General features: G+C 53.1%; 17 protein-coding genes. 7 read left to right on the top strand and 10 right to left on the bottom strand.

Annotation, left to right across the window (positions count from 1 at the left end):
* Positions 1 to 8: 8 nt before the first annotated feature.
* Together ACMV5I_RS00915 and ACMV5I_RS00910 are read right to left on the bottom strand one after the other, a co-directional pair.
* Complete coding sequence (locus ACMV5I_RS00915; RefSeq protein ID WP_021804475.1) at positions 9 to 308, bottom strand: DUF1161 domain-containing protein; 300 nt, start codon at positions 306 to 308, stop codon at positions 9 to 11.
* Positions 309 to 385: 77 nt separating this feature from the next.
* A complete protein-coding gene (locus ACMV5I_RS00910; RefSeq protein WP_024486637.1) occupies positions 386 to 745 on the bottom strand; it encodes a DUF1283 family protein in 360 nt (119 codons plus the stop codon).
* A 133-nt stretch (positions 746 to 878) separates the two neighbouring features.
* Between ACMV5I_RS00910 and ACMV5I_RS00905 the strand changes: the two genes are divergently transcribed.
* Positions 879 to 1,205: a YnfA family protein gene (locus ACMV5I_RS00905; RefSeq protein WP_414823450.1), complete on the top strand. Its 327-nt coding sequence runs from the start codon at positions 879 to 881 to the stop codon at positions 1,203 to 1,205.
* Between the two features lie 62 nt (positions 1,206 to 1,267).
* Here ACMV5I_RS00905 and ydfG read toward each other — a convergent pair whose 3' ends face one another.
* The 5 genes from ydfG to ACMV5I_RS00880 form a co-directional block, all read right to left on the bottom strand.
* On the bottom strand, positions 1,268 to 2,014 hold the full coding sequence (gene ydfG / locus ACMV5I_RS00900; protein WP_024486635.1) for a bifunctional NADP-dependent 3-hydroxy acid dehydrogenase/3-hydroxypropionate dehydrogenase YdfG: 747 nt from the start codon (positions 2,012 to 2,014) through the stop codon (positions 1,268 to 1,270).
* A gap of 65 nt (positions 2,015 to 2,079) precedes the next feature.
* Positions 2,080 to 2,604 (bottom strand): GNAT family N-acetyltransferase, encoded by a 525-nt coding sequence (locus tag ACMV5I_RS00895; RefSeq protein ID WP_414823449.1) that lies wholly within the window; start codon positions 2,602 to 2,604, stop codon positions 2,080 to 2,082.
* 98 nt (positions 2,605 to 2,702) lie between these two features.
* Entirely contained in the window at positions 2,703 to 3,761 is a 1,059-nt protein-coding gene (locus ACMV5I_RS00890) for an aldo/keto reductase (protein ID WP_414823448.1), read from the bottom strand.
* Positions 3,762 to 3,764: 3 nt separating this feature from the next.
* Positions 3,765 to 5,207, bottom strand: a complete 1,443-nt coding sequence (locus ACMV5I_RS00885) for an MFS transporter (RefSeq protein ID WP_414823447.1) — start codon at positions 5,205 to 5,207, stop codon at positions 3,765 to 3,767.
* 187 nt (positions 5,208 to 5,394) lie between these two features.
* Complete coding sequence (locus tag ACMV5I_RS00880) at positions 5,395 to 6,036, bottom strand: HAD-IA family hydrolase (RefSeq protein WP_414823446.1); 642 nt, start codon at positions 6,034 to 6,036, stop codon at positions 5,395 to 5,397.
* 272 nt (positions 6,037 to 6,308) lie between these two features.
* Here ACMV5I_RS00880 and ACMV5I_RS00875 point away from each other — a divergent pair, with 272 nt between their 5' ends.
* The 6 genes from ACMV5I_RS00875 (at position 6,309) to ACMV5I_RS00850 (ending at position 14,494) form a co-directional block, all read left to right on the top strand.
* Positions 6,309 to 6,767 (top strand): GNAT family N-acetyltransferase, encoded by a 459-nt coding sequence (locus tag ACMV5I_RS00875; protein WP_284121577.1) that lies wholly within the window; start codon positions 6,309 to 6,311, stop codon positions 6,765 to 6,767.
* A gap of 415 nt (positions 6,768 to 7,182) precedes the next feature.
* Positions 7,183 to 8,310: a porin OmpC gene (gene ompC, locus ACMV5I_RS00870; protein ID WP_121606783.1), complete on the top strand. Its 1,128-nt coding sequence runs from the start codon at positions 7,183 to 7,185 to the stop codon at positions 8,308 to 8,310.
* Positions 8,311 to 8,518: 208 nt separating this feature from the next.
* Positions 8,519 to 10,681 carry a peptidyl-dipeptidase Dcp gene (dcp, locus tag ACMV5I_RS00865; protein WP_202673151.1) on the top strand — a complete coding sequence of 721 codons (2,163 nt, stop codon included), beginning with the start codon at positions 8,519 to 8,521 and terminating at the stop codon, positions 10,679 to 10,681.
* A 411-nt stretch (positions 10,682 to 11,092) separates the two neighbouring features.
* Complete coding sequence (locus tag ACMV5I_RS00860) at positions 11,093 to 12,196, top strand: PfkB family carbohydrate kinase (protein ID WP_414823445.1); 1,104 nt, start codon at positions 11,093 to 11,095, stop codon at positions 12,194 to 12,196.
* Positions 12,181 to 13,119 (top strand): pseudouridine-5'-phosphate glycosidase, encoded by a 939-nt coding sequence (locus ACMV5I_RS00855; protein ID WP_121606786.1) that lies wholly within the window; start codon positions 12,181 to 12,183, stop codon positions 13,117 to 13,119. Before ACMV5I_RS00860 ends, ACMV5I_RS00855 begins: the two co-directional genes overlap by 16 nt.
* A 115-nt stretch (positions 13,120 to 13,234) precedes the next feature.
* Positions 13,235 to 14,494 (top strand): NupC/NupG family nucleoside CNT transporter, encoded by a 1,260-nt coding sequence (locus tag ACMV5I_RS00850; protein WP_024486753.1) that lies wholly within the window; start codon positions 13,235 to 13,237, stop codon positions 14,492 to 14,494.
* Positions 14,495 to 15,198: 704 nt separating this feature from the next.
* On the opposite strand, the gene nudI is transcribed toward ACMV5I_RS00850, so the two are convergent.
* The 3 genes from nudI to ACMV5I_RS00835 all read right to left on the bottom strand — a co-directional run bounded on the left by nudI (position 15,199) and on the right by ACMV5I_RS00835 (position 16,646).
* The gene (gene nudI, locus ACMV5I_RS00845; RefSeq protein ID WP_414823444.1) at positions 15,199 to 15,627 is read right to left on the bottom strand and encodes a nucleoside triphosphatase NudI; all 429 of its coding nucleotides are present in this window, start codon (positions 15,625 to 15,627) and stop codon (positions 15,199 to 15,201) included.
* 133 nt (positions 15,628 to 15,760) lie between these two features.
* The gene (locus tag ACMV5I_RS00840) at positions 15,761 to 16,294 is read right to left on the bottom strand and encodes an SRPBCC family protein (protein ID WP_024531294.1); all 534 of its coding nucleotides are present in this window, start codon (positions 16,292 to 16,294) and stop codon (positions 15,761 to 15,763) included.
* Positions 16,295 to 16,298: 4 nt separating this feature from the next.
* A complete protein-coding gene (locus ACMV5I_RS00835; protein ID WP_021178010.1) occupies positions 16,299 to 16,646 on the bottom strand; it encodes an ArsR/SmtB family transcription factor in 348 nt (115 codons plus the stop codon).
* Positions 16,647 to 16,724: the final 78 nt, after the last annotated feature.

The following is a 16,724-nucleotide window of genomic DNA, read 5'->3' as shown; positions in this document are numbered from 1 at the left end:
GGAGCCGGTTACTGCGGGGCTTGGGTATCCTGGCTGGTGCCAGTTTGCGCCGCGTCGCCACTGTCGTCGCCGTTAATCAGGCGGGTATACACGATTTTCTGCGTGTCTTGACCACAATGGCCGACCACCTGTCCACCGGCAAGGTTCGCCTGATCGTTAGGCACGATCTCCAGCTTGAAGCCGGATTCCGGTACGCCGTTATTGACAATCTTCTGGGCAATATCCGCCTTTATGCTCTCACATGAGGCAAAAGCGGCCAGCGGCGCGGTGGCTAACAGCAGTACACCTACTACAAGCGCTTTTTTCATCATTGGATCCTTATTTGAGACGAATGTTCTTTGTCAGGATAGCAGCATCAGGTTGAATAGTTTACCCTTGCTCGCTATTACTGCGTGACTGGACGGCCAGTGGTGCGATCCAGACACTTACGGGTTGACGATTCCCAATAGGCATTGACGTTGTAGCTGTTATCACAACGATCTTCGTCATCAATAGCACGGTCAACCTTGTCAAACTCCTTCTCGACACGGGTATTGACCTTACTGCGCAGCGACTTGGTTTCGTTCCACTGCTCTTTGCTTTGGCGAGCCTGTTCGTTGCTCATGGCTGCGCCGCCGCTGCCGTCAACCGTGACGCAGGTGCTGCCTTGGGTGCAAGAGGCAGCGAAGGCAGGAGCTTGCCAGGCACCGGCCAGCAATAACATGGCAACCGGTAACATCAGGCGCGGAAGGGAAAGTAATTTCATCGTTTCATCCTTATAAGTGAGTGTTGCATCCACCAGCAACACTGGCTGTAGCATAGGTTAAATATATCACCGTGCTGTTATATTGCACCAGCGCATCGCCTTGTTCGTTTAATTTACTGAGAGAATAGCGGTAATGTTAAAAACCACTTTATTGTTTTTTGCCACCGCGCTGGCCGAAATCATTGGCTGTTTCTTGCCTTATCTGTGGCTAAAGAAAAACGCCAGCGCCTGGCTGTTGCTGCCTGCGGCCCTCAGCCTGATGCTGTTTGTCTGGTTGTTGACGCTGCATCCTTCGGCCAGTGGGAGAGTCTATGCTGCCTATGGCGGCGTCTATGTGGCAACGGCGCTGCTTTGGCTACGAGTGGTAGATGGTGTGAAGTTGTCGACTATGGATTGGTTGGGTGCTGGGGTGGCACTGCTGGGGATGCTGATTATCGTTTCCGGCTGGCGCACTGCGTAGGGGCGCCGCATGCTGCGCCCGCTTGAATGGCAGGGCTGATGCCCTGCCACAGAGTAAGACCATTAACCGCGATGAATGCTCAACCCGGCAAAGGACTGGCTGACCGGCATCATTTCCAAGGTATTTATATTGACGCGGGAAGGCAGCGTTGCCACCCAGAATACCGCTTCGGCAACATCATCCGGCGTCAGGGCATCTACCCCTTGATAGGTTTTATCTACCTTGCCGTCATCCCCTTTGAAACGCACGTTGGAGAACTCGGTGCCACCAACCATGCCTGGCTCAATATCGGTAACGCGGATATGAGTGCCGTGCAGATCGGCGCGCAGACCCAGGCTGAACTGTTTAACGAAGGCCTTGGTTGCGCCGTAAACGTTACCACCGGCATAAGGCCAGTTGGCGGCGGTGGAGCCGATATTGATCACATGGCCAATGTTACGTTCCACCATGGCTGGCAGCAGCGCGCGGGTCATGTTGACCAACCCTTTGGTGTTGGTATCGATCATGGTTTCCCAATCGTCCGCATTAGCCTTGTGCGCAGGCTCCAGGCCTAACGCCAGACCGGCGTTATTCACCAGCACGTCGACGTTGCGCAGCGCTGCGGGTAACTCTTCGATGGCCTGCTGGATCGCCGCACGGTTGCGGACATCCAAACGCACGATATGCAGTGCCTCACCTAATTCTGCCTGCAGCGCCTCCAGGCGCTCCACACGGCGGCCAGTGGCAATCACCTGATGGCCTTCACCGACAAATTTGCGGGCAATTGCTTCACCAAAACCGGAGGTAGCGCCCGTGACAAAAATAATCATGCTGCTGTTCCTTAACTGTTTTTAGCCTGCATCCACTCTAACGCGGTTGCGTTAACCCTGCAATTTTAACCGGTGATGGCCGGCACGTGGTAAACCACACAGTCGTATTTGATATTCTCGCGGCGGCCCTGCACGGTGCCACCCAGCGATTCAGCAATGCGGCGGCTTGGCGTGTTCTGCTCGGCGACCGGGTAAATGAAATACGGCGGGTGGTAGCGTTCGCTGGCCCAGGTAGCCATGGCATGCACGATTTCGCGCCCATAACCCAGGCCATGCAGACTTTCTTTCACCCAGATGCCTAGTTCAGGTGTCTGGTTGTGCAGATTATGCACGCCACCCAAGCCAACGAATTGCTTGCTGTCACGCAGCCGTGCCACAAAGATGACTTCTTCTCCTTCGCGGATCAACGGCAGCCAGCCTTCCCAGACGTTGGCAAACGCCTCGGGAGACTCTTCTGGTTCAAAGGTCATAAAACGCGTTAGCGTAGGGGTGATCGCCTGGTAAACATCATCGGCGTCTGCTGCGGTAAAGGGGGCAATCAACAACCGATCGGTATTCACACGGCACTGAGTAAGGTCACTGTGCATCATTATTATTACCTCGCTTTTCAGGCCTAAAACGGCAAAAATCCGCTCCCGTTAAAACGGGGCGGATCATCGATATTACGTTGATTAGCGGCAGATGCGACTTATTTTTTTACCAGGTGAGGTGCGAGGAGCAAAAGGTCGGCCGCAGAGAGACGATCTGGCGCGGTTGAAGCCTGGTGCCAGTACGGATAAATCAGCGGCGGACGGCTCACTTCTTCCAAGCGCTGCAGCTCTTCTTCGTTGAGGATCAGGTTGGCGGCGTGCAGGTTATCTTTGAGCTGTTCCGCGTTCCGGGCTCCTATGACCACCGAGGTTATCGTTGGGCGGGCCAACAGCCAGGCCAGCGCGATTTGTGCCGCAGAGATACCACGGGAGTGGGCGATATCCACCAGCACTTCGACAATATCAAACAGCGCATCTTGATCACGCACCGGCGGCTCACCCCAGTTGGCCAGATGGCGCGTGCCTTCCGGTGTGGGTTGATTACGGCGGTATTTGCCCGAGAGCAGGCCACCGGCCAATGGGCTCCAGACCAATACCCCAAGCCCTTGATCCTGAGCAACAGGCAGCAGTTCATATTCCGCTTCGCGCGCCTGCAGGCTGTAATGGATCTGTTGGCTGACCGGGCGCACCAATCCCAGTTGTTCGGCGCTGCCCAGGTGTTTCATCAGGTGCCAACCGGAGAAGTTGGACAAACCAGTGTAGCGCACCTTGCCGCTGCTCACCAGATCCTCCAGCGCCCGCAGCGTTTCCTCTACCGGGGTGATGCCGTCCCACTCGTGTAGCTGATAGAGATCGAGATAGTCGGTATTCAGGCGTTTCAGGCTGGCTTCGCAGGCGCGGATTAGGTGGTGGCGTGACAGACCGGCATCGTTAGGGCCGCTGCCCATGGGGAAACGGGCCTTGCTGGCTACCAGCACTTCGTGGCGTTTACTGCCCAATGCCTGGCCGAGGATCTCCTCCGATTGGCCTCCTGAATACACATCGGCGGTATCGAACAGGTTGATCCCGGCGTCAATGCACATGGCGATTTGATTGCGCGCCTCGTTAACGTCTGTCGCGCCGGTTTTGGCGAACTTGCCTTGTCCTCCAAAGGTCATGGTACCTAAACTTAGTGCCGAAACTTTAAGGCCGGACCGGCCAAGTTGACGGTATTGCATCGTTTAACTCCTTACTTTGGTTGCCATAGATTTTTCAGACGTAGAGGCGCTTTTCCTCTGGCGAATTTCATTGCCCGCCTCTGCGCCCAGCGTAAAGCTATCTAGCACCGCCACCAGGGCGATCACGCCAATCACGATAAAGGCCAATTGGAAGTCGGCCAGCGACACCACGCCCTGTTGCTGTGGCATCAGCATCTCCGCCAACCGCAGTGCCAGCGCGCCGATGGCGATACCCAGACCGCTACCCATCTGCTGGGCCATATTGAACAGCGTGTTGGCACCGCTCATGCGTGGTTGCGGCACTTCGGAAAACGCCAGCGTATTCAGTGCGGTGAACTGCATCGAACGTGTCAAACCACTGACAAACAGCAGCGCCAGGATCAGCCAGGTGGGGGTCTGCGGGGTCAGCAGCGCGCAAGCAAAAATGGTGGCGGCATTGAGTAAGCCGTTGACCACCAGCGTGGTACGAAAGCGGAACCGGTAGAGGATGGGTGAGGTGAATGGCTTCATCACCAGATTACCGGCAAACACTGCCAGTACCAGCAACCCCGCATCGAAGGCATTCAGCCCAAAGCCGATTTGGAACAGCAAGGGCAGCAGGAACGGCACGGCACCGATGGCGATGCGAAAGAGAGTGCCGCCCTTAATGGTGACAGCGTAACTTTTTATCCGCATCGCCCAGAGATCCATTAAGGGATAGGCGTGGCGTTTGGCATGACGTATCGCCAGGCTTCCCAGCGCCAAGCTACCAGCCAGACATAACAGAGGCACCAGCCAGGAAAGTTGCGGACTGTTGATCAGATCCAGCCCAAACATCAGCCCAAAGCAGGCGACTCCGGTGAGTGCAAAACCTAATCCATCAAAGGGAACGCCTTTCTGCGCGGGTTCATGAGGGATCAAACGCCAGGCGAAGAACAGGGCCAACAGGCCAAGCGGCACGTTGAGGATAAAAATCCAGTGCCAGGAAGCGTAGGTGGTGATGAAACCGCCAACCGGAGGCCCCAGGACCGGGGCGGCTAACCCCGGCCAGGTGATAGTGGCAATGGCGTTGATCAGATCGGGTTTGGCGGTATTACGTAGCACCACCAGGCGGCCAACCGGCACCATCAGCGCACCGCCAAAGCCTTGCAGGATACGAGCCGCGGTAAACTGCGGCAAGGTGGTACTGAGGGCGCATAGCACCGAGGCCAGGGTAAAAATAACGATGGCGGCGGTGAAAATATTGCGGGCACCAAAGCGGTTGGCGATCCAGCCGCTGGCGGGGATAAACACCGTCAGGGTAAGAATATAGGCCGAAACCCCGATGTTCATATCTACCGGCTGTACGCCAAAGGCCGCCGCCATTTGCGGCATCGCGGTAACGATCACCGTGCCGTCCAGGTTCTCCATAAAGAATGCCCCGGCAACCAGCAGGGGGAGCGCGCTAGCGCGGGAGAACCAACTCATGGACGGCTCCGGCTGGAGCACGGTAAATACGCATGCATAACAGAAATCCCGTTTCAAAAATCACCACGTCGGATTTTTGAGCATAACGCATCGTAGGGAGGTTAAAAAGAAGTTAATGGTGTGATTATTAGCGGGCACAGCAAGTGTGCCCATCTAGATGCATAGTGTGTCCGCGAGCGTGTGGTAATTACCAGGATAAATGGATGATGCCGTCGATAAACTCGGCTTTGAAACTACTCAGGTCGGCCACGGTGGCCTTGATTTGCGGGGAGGAAATCGGCACGCCGTTACCAATGACGATGACTTGCCCACCGGCGGCAAGGGCGGAGTTCACGCCAGAAATCGCATCCTCAAAAATCACGCATTTCTGCACCGGCAGGCCAAATCCGGCTGCCGCCATCAGATAGGGTTCTGGATGGGGTTTGCCGTGCACGATATACTCCGAAGTGATCATCATGTGCGGCCGTGGGATGCCTGCGCTGATCATGCTTTGCATCGACACTTTCTTGGCGCCGGAGGTGACAATTGCCCAACATTGCGGCGGCAACTGGCGTACCAGCTCAACGGCACCGGTAATGGCGCCAACCTGGCTGAGAGCCTCGATGGCGAGCGTTTTGACTTCATCAACGCACTGTGGATTGTCAAAGTAAGGGGAGACGATCCGCAGCGTTTCCTCGATGGTGCGCCCGTGAATATTGGCTAGGACATAGTCCACATCCAGATGATGCCGGTTGGCCCATTCAGCCCACAATGTCTCTATACAGGCTCCTGAATCCACCAGGGTGCCGTCCAGGTCAAACAGTACTGCCTTGCAAGCGATAGCGTTCATAAGTCCCTAATGATTTAAAGCTTCGGTTTCCCAATAACAACAGAGTGGCGATAAGGTCTTGTTGACGGAAATCAAGTGATGGTATGAACCACCGCCGGAAAGTGAAAAAATGCGGCCCCGGTGTGCCTTACCGAATTAACTATCTGCCTGACACTTACGTCAATCATCTAGCCTGGCGGCGTTGTTGCCGCCATAAGAAATCGATATTGGACGAATAATCGGTCGCTCGGTTTAATAGTGCAAACAATTAAAACCAACCTTTGGAAACGAGTATGTTCACCATTAAAATTGACGATCTTACCCACCATGCCGTGCAAACATTAGTGGCTTATCATATTTCTGGCATGCTGGAGCAATCCCCACCAGAGAGCAGCCATGCGTTAAACGTACAAAAACTTCGTGACCCTGCCGTGACATTTTGGTCTGCATGGGAAGGGGATCAATTAGCCGGGATTGGCGCGTTGAAAATGTTGGATGCAAAGCATGGCGAGCTGAAATCAATGCGCACGGCGGAGGCGTTTTTACGTCGTGGCGTAGCGAATCAATTCTTGCTGCACATCCTGCAAGTCGCGCGTGCACGGGGCATTTCGCGGCTCAGCTTGGAAACGGGGACACAACCGGGATTTGCTGCCTGTCATCAGCTTTACCGCAAGCATGGCTTTGTGGATTGCGAACCGTTTGCAGCGTACCAGCCTGATCCAAACAGCAGATTTATGACACTTGTTTTGTAGTTGAGAAAGGTACGGAACTCAGATATTTCATTTTATCTCTTTATTAAAGAAATGATTGGCAATGTTTTGAAATCTTTTTATTACACTCATGGAGTGGGTAGCATAAACTCATATAAAGTCAATGTGAGCGTTTAGCTTTATTAATTGGTGCATGGGCAATGAATTGTCAAAATTCCAACCTGTTGCATCAATTATGTTTTTTATCCTGACATAACCCTCTTTTATCCATTACGCCAGTTTAGCCCGGTCTTAGACACTCACTCGTGGTCAAAAAATAATCACCCGACCTTGCATTCAGGTCATGGCGGTATAAATTAATATCATTACCGCCATCAAAACGGTAATAGACCCACGAGCTAATCATGCTCGTAACAGCAGTGGCTATAGCACGACATAATAATAGAGGATAATCACGATGAAACTTCGAGTACTCTCTCTGATGGTGCCTGCTTTGCTGATGGTTGGCAACGCAGGCGCCGCTGAAATCTACAACAAAGACGGTAATAAACTGGATTTGTACGGTTTAGTTGATGGCCTGCACTATTTCTCTGATAACAATAGCGTTGATGGCGACCAGTCCTATATACGTATGGGTTTGCGTGGTGAAACGCAGATTAACGATCGGCTCACTGGCTATGGCACGTGGGAATACCAGGTCAACGTCAACACCCCGGAAAGCGAAAACAATGCCTTCACCCGTTATGGTTTCGCAGGGTTGAAAGCTGTTGATTATGGCTCCTTCGACTATGGCCGTAACAATGGTGTCCTGTATGACGTGGCGGCTTATACCGACATGCAGCCAGAATTTGACGGTTCCACCTATGGGGCCGACCAGTTCATGTTCCAACGCTCAAACGGTCTGGCAACCTATCGTAACAATGACTTCTTTGGCCTGTTCGATGGCCTGCATTTTGCTGTGCAATACCAGGGTAAAAACGGCAGTGCGGAAGAAACTAATAATGGTCGCGACGTTCTGGGTCAGAACGGTGATGGTTATGGTATGTCGGTGAACTATGATATTGGCTACGGCATTAGTGCCGCGGGTGCCTTCTTTAATTCCAAACGTACCAGCGAGCAAAATGGCGGTGGCGCATATAGCGGCATCATGGGGCGTGGCGACCATGCAGAAGGTTATTCAGGCGGCCTGAAATATGACGACAGCAATACCTATGTGGCCGTTATGTTTACCCAGTCCTATAATGCAGCGCGCTTCGGCAGTTCAGACAGTGAGGCTTATGGCTACGCCAATAAAGCGCAAAGTTTTGAGGCTTATGCACATTATCTGTTTGATTTCGGCCTGCGCCCATTTGTGGGCTATAACCAAACCAACGGCAAGAACCTCGGGCAAGCTGCCAACGGCAATACTTACGGTAGTGAAAACCTGGTCAAGTTTGTTGACTTGGGCGCAACCTATTACCTTAACAAAAACATGTCCACCTATGTGGATTATAAAATCAACCTGTTGGATGAAAACGACTTCACCAAATCGGCCGGAATTAATACCGACGACGTGGTTGCTGTCGGTCTGGTTTATCAGTTCTGATGACAGCGAAATAAGTCAGCTTACGATAACGCGGCCCTCTGGCCGCGTTTTTTCTTTGTTCTCCCCCCGCAGAGCCTGTTTAGCAATTTTCAGTTATTTTTGCTCAAACGACCATCTGAGCCTAAGCTAGGCTATGTTGCTGAATTTGCAGCTTCTATCCAAGTGGACACAGCGTCCCTAGATTAAGACATGGAGGAGTTTCAATTTGATGCGTTTATCAACCCTGGTACTGGCGATTGGCGTTGCGCTAAGCACGCCCGCGCTGGCAGAAACGAACACCCAGACTAAGGAGGCGAAAGTGGCCGGAGAAGTTAAGCAGGATAAGCAGGGAGAAAACCCGTTCTTTGCCACCAGTCAGTTACCCTTCCAAGCTCCTCGCTTTGATGTCATCAGCGAAAGCGATTATGCCCCGGCCATCGCCGCCGGTATCCAGCAGAAACTGGCAGAAGTCGAAAAGATCGCCAATAACCCGGCAGAACCTACGTTTGACAATACCTTTGTGGCGCTGGAAAAAAGCGGCGCACTGCTGACGCGCACCATGAGCGTGTTTGGGGCGATGACCTCCGCCAACACCAGCGACGCGCTGCAAAAGCTGGATGAAGAAACCTCACCGAAGCTGGCGGCGTTAGACGATGCCATCATGCTGAACAGCAAGCTGTTTGCGCGCATCAAGGCGATTTACGATCGGCGTGATAGCCTCAACTTGGACCCCGAGTCCCTGCGGCTGGTAGAGGTTACCTACAAGAACTATGTGCTGGCCGGGGCCAATCTTTCTGACGCGGATAAAACCCAACTGAAAGCATTGAACCAGGAAGCGGCGACGCTGAGCACCCAGTTCACCAATAAATTACTGGCTGCCAGTAAAAACGGTGCGTTGGCGATCGGTGATAAAACCCTGCTAGCCGGGCTTTCAGAGGGCGAGTTGGCAGCAGCAGCGCAGGCGGCCAGTGAACGTAAGCTGGATAAGCAATGGCTGTTGGTGTTGCAGAACACCACGCAACAGCCTGATTTGCAAAACCTGCAAGATCGCGATACTCGCCAAAAGTTGTTCGACGCTTCGATCAACCGCGCAGAGAAAAATGACGCCAACGATACCCGCCAAACCCTGGCGCGGTTAGCTAAAGTGCGGGCCGAGCAGGCCAAACTGCTGGGTTTCCCGAACTATGCCGCCTGGAAGTTGCAAAATCAGATGGCGAAAACCCCGGATGCGGCGTTGGCGTTTATGCGTAATATCGTGCCTGCCGCCACGGCCCGGGCAGAGCGTGAGGCCAAAGACATTCAGGCAGTGATCGATCGGCAAAACGGCGGCTTTAAGCTGGCCGCCTGGGATTGGCAGTTTTATGCCGAGCAGGTGCGTAAAGAGAAGTACGATCTGGATGAATCACAGATCAAGCCTTACTTTGAGATGAACAACGTGCTGCATAACGGCGTATTCTACGCCGCCAATTTGCTGTACGGCATCAGCTTTAAAGAGCGCAAAGATATCCCGGTTTATCATCCGGACGTGCGGGTATACGAGGTATTTGATAAAGACGGCCAGTCTCTGGCGCTGTTCTACACCGATTTCTTTAAGCGTGACAACAAGGGCGGCGGCGCCTGGATGAGCAACTTCGTTGAGCAGTCCAAACTCAACGGTACCAAGCCGGTGATTTACAACGTCTCCAACTTCACCAAACCCGCAGCGGGCCAACCGGCGTTGCTGTCCTATGATGACGTGATCACCATGTTCCACGAGTTTGGCCATGCGCTGCACGGCATGTTTGCCGATCAGCAATACCCAAGCCTGTCTGGCACCAACACTGCCCGCGATTTTGTCGAGTTCCCGTCGCAGTTTAACGAGCACTGGGCCAGCGATCCGCAGGTATTCGCCCACTTTGCCAAGCATTACCAAACGGGTGACGCGATGCCGCAGGCGTTGGTCGATAAAATCAACAAGGCCGACAAGTTCAACAAGGGCTACGCCATGACCGAGCTGTTGGCCGCCGCGCTGCTGGATATGCATTGGCACATGCTGGGCGCCGATCAACCGCAGCAGGACGTGGACAAGTTCGAGGCCGCATCGCTGCGCCAGGACAAGATCGATCTCAGCTATGTGCCACCACGCTATCGCTCCAGCTATTTCCAGCATATCTGGGGCAACGGCTATGCTGCCGGTTATTACGCCTATCTGTGGACGGAGATGTTGGCAGATGACGCCTTCCAATGGTTCAGCGATAACGGTGGATTAACGGCAGAGAATGGCCAGCGTTTCCGTGAGCAGGTGTTGTCACAGGGCAACAGTCAGGATCTGGAAAAGCTGTACGTTAAATGGCGTGGGCAGGAGCCGAGCATTGAACCGATGCTGATCAACCGCGGGCTGAAGGATAAGTAACTACCGTTTAACGCTCTCCGAGAGCAGGTGACTGCTCTCGGATGGTTATAATCGATGCCATGAAAGAGAATTGTGTGAGGCCGATCGTTTTTCTATGTAACCGAAATTAACCACAGTGAGATTAATCCTTGTAATTAACAAGGTTACCAACACGTGTTGGTTTAAATAATCCCAAAATCCATCCCCTTGTTTTAATGAGTTTATCTTCAGCACGAAATTTCGCCCCCGCCAAAAAACCATAAGAAAAAACGTTTTAAATCTGGGTTAACATGATTAACGTCACAAATTAATCGCTGAAAACGGCGCTGCGACAAGTTACGATCATAATCTCAACTCCGATAGTTACCGCTTTACTGTTGTCGGGTTCCGATTTAAAACAAACACCTGTTCAAAAACAAACAAGTGTTAATTATGACCAACCGGGAAAAACAGATACTGCAACTCCTTCGGCGGGACCCGTTGATTCAACAACACGAAATCGCCGATATTCTAGGTATTAGCCGTTCTGGTGTAGCAGGACACATCATGAATTTGATGAATAAAGGTTATATTAAAGGTAAAGGCTATATTCTCTCCGAACACCGTTATGTGGTCACCGTTGGCTCGGTAAATATGGACGTTTGTGGTTATGCCAATACGCAGTTGGTTTATGAAGACTCCAATCCAGGGAAAATAAAATGCACCCCAGGTGGTGTTGGGAGAAATATATCGCAGAATATTGCGTTATTAGGGGCCGAATGCCACCTGGTTTCGGTGGTTGGCGACGATTTCTACGGCACGACGCTGCTGGAACAGGCAAAACTGGCGGGTGTTAACGTGGATAATTGCCACCGATTGCATGGTGAAAACACCTCGACCTACGTTTCGTTGCTGGATGGCAATGGTGAAATGCTGGTCGCTATCAACGACATGCGCATCCTGGAAAAATTGACCCCGGCGCTGTTATCCCATTCCAAGGATTTAATTCAGCACTGTGGCGTATTGGTGCTGGACTGCAACCTGACCGAAGACGCGCTGGCCTGGTTATTTAGCAATGCCGGTAATGTACCGGTATTTGTCGATACGGTTTCTGCTTTTAAAGCGCCAAAAATCAAAAACTGGCTCTCGCATATCCATACGTTGAAGCCGAATCGGATTGAGGCGGAAATCCTCAGCGGGATGAAAATATCCCAGGCGAGCGACGCACCGGTGGTGGCCCAATGGTTCCACCAGCAAGGTGTGCAGCGTTTGGCCCTGAGTATGGGTAGCCACGGCGTTTATTTCAGCGAGGTGGATGGTCAGCACGGTTGGTCGGCGCCGCTGCCGACTCAGGTAGTCAACGTCACCGGAGCCGGGGATGCCATGATGGCGGGGCTGGTGAGTTGCTGGTTGGAGGATTTCCCACTCGATCACAGTATTCGTTTTGCCCAGGGCTGTTCGGCAATGACCCTGGCCTCTGAGTTCACCAATAACCCGAACCTGTCACAAGGCAGCGTTCAAAAACTTTTGGAATTACAATCATGCAAAATAGCCTAATCACCCATCAATACCTGGATATCGCTCCTGAAGTGGCGCTTGCCCTGGCCGAAAACCGGCCGGTGGTGGCGTTGGAATCGACGATCATTTCCCACGGCATGCCTTACCCGCAAAACGTTGAAACCGCCTTGCAGGTAGAGGAAAAGATCCGTGCCAACGGGGCGGTGCCAGCGACCATTGCGGTGATCAATGGGCGGATGAAGGCGGGGCTATCCCATGATGAGATAGAAACGCTGGGCCGCGAAGGGCACCGGGTCGCCAAAGTGAGCCGCCGCGACTTGCCGTTTGTTATTGCCAGTGGCAAAAACGGCGCAACCACCGTGGCTTCTACCATGATCATTGCCGAACTGGCCGGGATCAGCGTATTTGCCACTGGCGGGATTGGCGGCGTGCACCGTGGCGCGCAGCAGACGTTTGATATTTCTGCCGATTTACAGGAGTTGGCACAAACCAACGTGGCGGTGATTTGCGCCGGTGCCAAATCGATCCTGGATCTCGGTTTAACCACCGAATATCTGGAAACCCACGGCGTGCCTTTGGTGGGGTACGGCACCGACAGCCTGCCCGCATTTTTCAGCCGTACCAGCCCTTATTCCGTTAGCGTACGCCTGGATACGCCGCAGGAAATCGCGCGGGCAATGGCCGCCAAGTGGGCGGCTGGCTTGCAGGGCGGGATGGTGATTGCCAACCCAATCCCAGAGCAGTACGCAATGCCTGAAGAGAAGATCAACCAGGCCATTGAGCAGGCTGTTCAAGAGTCCGTGGAGCAGGGTGTTTCCGGCAAGGATAGTACGCCATTCTTGCTAGCCAGAGTCGCTGAATTGACCGGCGGCGACAGCCTGCAGGCCAATATTCAGCTGGTGTTTAATAATGCCGAATTGGCAGCCAAGATCGCGGGTCATTATCAGCGAAATTGCGCTTAACGCTTAAATTAGCACTCTACGTTTGTCCTTGATAAATCACTTCTGCCTCGGCAGGCGGCAGGCTATTGCCGTTTGCCGAGTAAAGAAGGAAATAAACAAAATAGAAGGGGGCCTTATGGAGTTGTTGCGCAGTTTGGCAGGTATGTCGATCCTGTTATTAATCGGCTTTGTGTTTTCTGTCAATAAAAGAAAAATAAGCTTGCGCACGGTCGGTGCGGCATTATTACTGCAGGTGTTGCTTGGCGCTATTATGCTGTATGTCCCCGCAGGCAAATGGCTAATTAACGCCATTGCCAGCGGTGTCAATCGCGTGATCTCGTACAGCGATGCGGGGAGCGCATTTATTTTTGGCGGCCTGGTAGGGCCGAAAATGAATGAGCTTTTCGATGGGGCAGGTTTTGTGTTCGCTTTTCACGTGCTACCCGCCATCATCTTTATCACCTCGTTGATTTCTATTTTATATTACCTTGGGGTAATGAAGTGGGTGATCAATATTCTTGGATATGTCTTCCAGCGGCTTATGAATATCAGCAAGGTGGAGTCCTTCGCCGCAGTGACTACCATTTTCCTGGGGCAGAATGAGTTGCCTGCGGTGTTGAAGCCGTTTGTTAAACACATGAACCGCAATGAACTGTTCACGGTGATCTGTAGCGGTATGGCCTCGATTGCCGGTTCGATGCTGGTCGGTTATGCCGGTTTGGGCGTTCCCATCGAGTATCTGTTGGCGGCTTCCCTGATGGCTATCCCGGGGGGGATCCTGTTTGCCCGTTTGCTCAGCCCGGCGACGGAGCCTTCCCGCGTTGAGTTCAGCGAAATGTCATTCAGTGATAAACGGCCTGCCAGCATTATCGAAGCGGCGGCCAACGGCGCGATGTTGGGGCTGAAAATTGCAGTGGGTGTTGCCACGGTAGTGATGGCCTTCGTTGCGCTGATCGCGTTGATCAACGGCATCATCGGCGGCGTGGGCGGCCTGTTTGGCGTTGAAAGCGTCAGCCTGCAAAGCCTACTGGGCTATCTGTTTGCTCCGTTAGCCTACATCATGGGCGTGAGCTGGGAACATGCCGATCTGGCGGGGGGGCTGATTGGCCAGAAACTGGCAATTAACGAGTTTGTTGCCTATCTCAGTTTCTCTCCTTACCTGAAAGAAAGCGCGATGCTGCTCGATCCGAAAACCATCGCGGTGATCTCATTCGCACTGTGCGGTTTTGCCAATTTTGGTTCGATTGCCGTGGTAGTGGGGGCATTCAGTGCGGTGGTGCCGGAAAGGGCCTCGGAAATTGCCCAGTTAGGATTCCGGGCCCTGTTGGCTGCGACGCTGTCCAACCTGATGAGCGCCACTATTGCCGGGTTGTTTATCGGGTTAGGGGGGATTTGAAGAGCCGGGGCAATTTCAGGCTAATCCGTCCTCGATTGCCCCTCACCCCAACCCTCTCCCGAAGGGCGAGGGAGCTGCACGGCTTTTTTGATGAGGTTGTGCTGCTTCGGAAAGTAGGGAATAAAAACAAGAAAGGCAAGGTTTTACTCAAGACAATCAACGAACTCGATCGGTTCCCTCTCCCTTTGGGCGAGGGAGCTGCCCGGCTTTTTTGATGGGGTTGTGCTGCTTCGGAAAGTAGGGAATAAAAACAAGAAAGGCACGGTTTTACTCAAGACAATGAACGAACTCGATCGGTTCCCGTAGGGCGAGGGAGCTGTACGGCTTTTTTGATGAGGTTGTGCTGCTTCGGAAAGTAGGGAATAAAAACATGAAAGGCAAGGTGTTACGCAAGACAATCAACGAACTCGATCGGTTCCCTCTCCCTTTGGACGAGGGAGCAGTCCGGCTTTTTTGATGGGGTTGTGCTACTTCGGAAAGTAGGGAATAAAATAAGAAAGACAAGGTGTTACGCAAGACAATCAACGAACTCGATCGGTTCCCTCTCCTTTTGGACGAGGGAGCAGTCCGGTTTTTTTTGATGGGGTTGTGCTGCTTTGGAAAGTAGGGAATAAAAACAAGAACGGCAAGGTTTTACGCAAGACAATCAACGAACTCGATCGGTTCCCTCTCCCTTTGGGAGAGGGTTAGGGTGAGGGGCATCACTACTCCAGCAACCCACGTTGGCGTAGCGTGAATCGGGTCGCTTCGTTCAGATCGTAGCTGGCCAGTTCTTCCTTTCGCACCCAGGTATATTCTTCAAACTCGTCATTAAGCGTGATGGTGCGGTTGGACGCGTGGCAGTCAAAAATCAGGTAAATCATATAGATTTGTTCTTTGCTGCCGTCTTCGTAGGTCTTCACCCGCACGTCATCGCGAAACGTCCAAGGTTGAATGCGGTCCAGCACCAGATCGCTACCCAGTTCTTCACTTACTTCGCGACGCAACGCCTGCTCGATGGTTTCTCCTGGCTCGGTACCGCCGCCGGATAACGCCCATTGACCAGGGAACACCCCTTTATGGGCCGCCATTTTGCATAGCAGATAGGCGTTATCGTTTTCAATTAACGGGCAAACAATAATACGTTGACGCATCGTAACTCCATGTTTCAAGGGCATCAGATTGGTGCAACGCATTATACTCCAGTCACCAAGTGGGAGTTTTAAATTCTCATCTTCCAGCTTTGAGCGGTAAAGGGGATGAGAACCCGATCCTCATCCCGAAGGCTTACAGTTTGGCCCGGTACTCGTCTTCCAACCGGCTCATTGAGGCCCAGAACGGGCTTGGTGTCCGCTCCAGCAGGCGATCGGCCAGCAGATCCAGATGGGTATGCCAGCCGCTGGCGACGCTGAGCAGGGTATCGCGGTTGGCCAGGCGGCGATGGGTAAGGGTCAACAGCACCTTATCCTCTTGCTCGGTCAGTTCAATAGTGACTTCAGAAGGGCGGGCTTCCCCTGTTTCTGCCCAGGTAAAGCTCACCAGGCGCGGTGGCAGAATGCAGGTGATATGACCCATCTGGGCGATTTTACCGGCACAGGATTTGTATTTTGCCGGCGGTTTTTCATCCTCACCGGCCAAATCGGCATTGCAGAACAGTAGCTCGATCTTGGCCCCGACCTGCATGGGCATCTCACCGGCGGCCAGCCAGCTGGCACGTTTATCCGATTCGATCAGGTAGGCCCAGACGCGTTTGAGCGGGCCGGGCAGCAGCCGCTGGATCCGCAGCGTACCGGTTTCAATAATCATACCGTAGTCGTTCATGGGTTCACTCCGTCGGAGGATGCGAGTCGGCCTGCAGCAGCGCTTGTTCTAGCGCGTCCAGCCGCTCATTCCAGAAATGTTCGTAGGTTTGCAGCCACTGCATGGCCTGCACCATTGGCTCGGGAGCGAGCCGGCAGATATGGTTTCTTCCCTGCACGGTGCGTTGCACCAGCCCGGCAAGCTCCAGCGCTTTGATATGCTTGGACGCTCCGGCAAACGACATCTCGAACGGCGCAGCCAGTTCACCGATGCTGTGTTCGCCTTCGGCCAATGTACGCAGGATGGCGCGCCTTGTCGGGTCGGCCAGCGCGTGGAAAATGGCGTCCAGCGGTGAGGAAGATAATTTAACCATATGGTTAAATATAGAACGTCAGCGTCAATACTCAACCAGGTTGTTGAATATTTTTTAACCTTGTCACATTAAAAGTGT

This window comes from Serratia sp. T13T92, assembly GCF_047530105.1.
Classification (GTDB): domain Bacteria; phylum Pseudomonadota; class Gammaproteobacteria; order Enterobacterales; family Enterobacteriaceae; genus Chania; species Chania fonticola.
The sequence above is the reverse complement of the archived record's forward strand: the minus strand, read 5'-3'. Positions and strand labels throughout refer to the sequence as shown.

Bases quoted from the DNA above. Each gene is read 5' to 3' on its own strand.
- ACMV5I_RS00880 (WP_414823446.1), bottom strand. From the start codon at position 6,036: ATGAACGCTATCGCTTGCAAGGCAGTACTGTTTGACCTGGACGGCACC.
- ACMV5I_RS00890 (WP_414823448.1), bottom strand. From the start codon at position 3,761: ATGCAATACCGTCAACTTGGCCGGTCCGGCCTTAAAGTTTCGGCACTA.
- ACMV5I_RS00915 (WP_021804475.1), bottom strand. From the start codon at position 308: ATGAAAAAAGCGCTTGTAGTAGGTGTACTGCTGTTAGCCACCGCGCCG.
- dcp (WP_202673151.1), top strand. From the start codon at position 8,519: ATGCGTTTATCAACCCTGGTACTGGCGATTGGCGTTGCGCTAAGCACG.
- ACMV5I_RS00910 (WP_024486637.1), bottom strand. From the start codon at position 745: ATGAAATTACTTTCCCTTCCGCGCCTGATGTTACCGGTTGCCATGTTA.
- ACMV5I_RS00885 (WP_414823447.1), bottom strand. From the start codon at position 5,207: ATGAGTTGGTTCTCCCGCGCTAGCGCGCTCCCCCTGCTGGTTGCCGGG.
- ACMV5I_RS00855 (WP_121606786.1), top strand. From the start codon at position 12,181: ATGCAAAATAGCCTAATCACCCATCAATACCTGGATATCGCTCCTGAA.
- ydfG (WP_024486635.1), bottom strand. From the start codon at position 2,014: ATGATTATTTTTGTCACGGGCGCTACCTCCGGTTTTGGTGAAGCAATT.
- ACMV5I_RS00875 (WP_284121577.1), top strand. From the start codon at position 6,309: ATGTTCACCATTAAAATTGACGATCTTACCCACCATGCCGTGCAAACA.
- ACMV5I_RS00835 (WP_021178010.1), bottom strand. From the start codon at position 16,646: ATGGTTAAATTATCTTCCTCACCGCTGGACGCCATTTTCCACGCGCTG.
- ACMV5I_RS00895 (WP_414823449.1), bottom strand. From the start codon at position 2,604: ATGATGCACAGTGACCTTACTCAGTGCCGTGTGAATACCGATCGGTTG.
- ompC (WP_121606783.1), top strand. From the start codon at position 7,183: ATGAAACTTCGAGTACTCTCTCTGATGGTGCCTGCTTTGCTGATGGTT.
- nudI (WP_414823444.1), bottom strand. From the start codon at position 15,627: ATGCGTCAACGTATTATTGTTTGCCCGTTAATTGAAAACGATAACGCC.
- ACMV5I_RS00840 (WP_024531294.1), bottom strand. From the start codon at position 16,294: ATGAACGACTACGGTATGATTATTGAAACCGGTACGCTGCGGATCCAG.
- ACMV5I_RS00860 (WP_414823445.1), top strand. From the start codon at position 11,093: ATGACCAACCGGGAAAAACAGATACTGCAACTCCTTCGGCGGGACCCG.
- ACMV5I_RS00905 (WP_414823450.1), top strand. From the start codon at position 879: ATGTTAAAAACCACTTTATTGTTTTTTGCCACCGCGCTGGCCGAAATC.
- ACMV5I_RS00850 (WP_024486753.1), top strand. From the start codon at position 13,235: ATGGAGTTGTTGCGCAGTTTGGCAGGTATGTCGATCCTGTTATTAATC.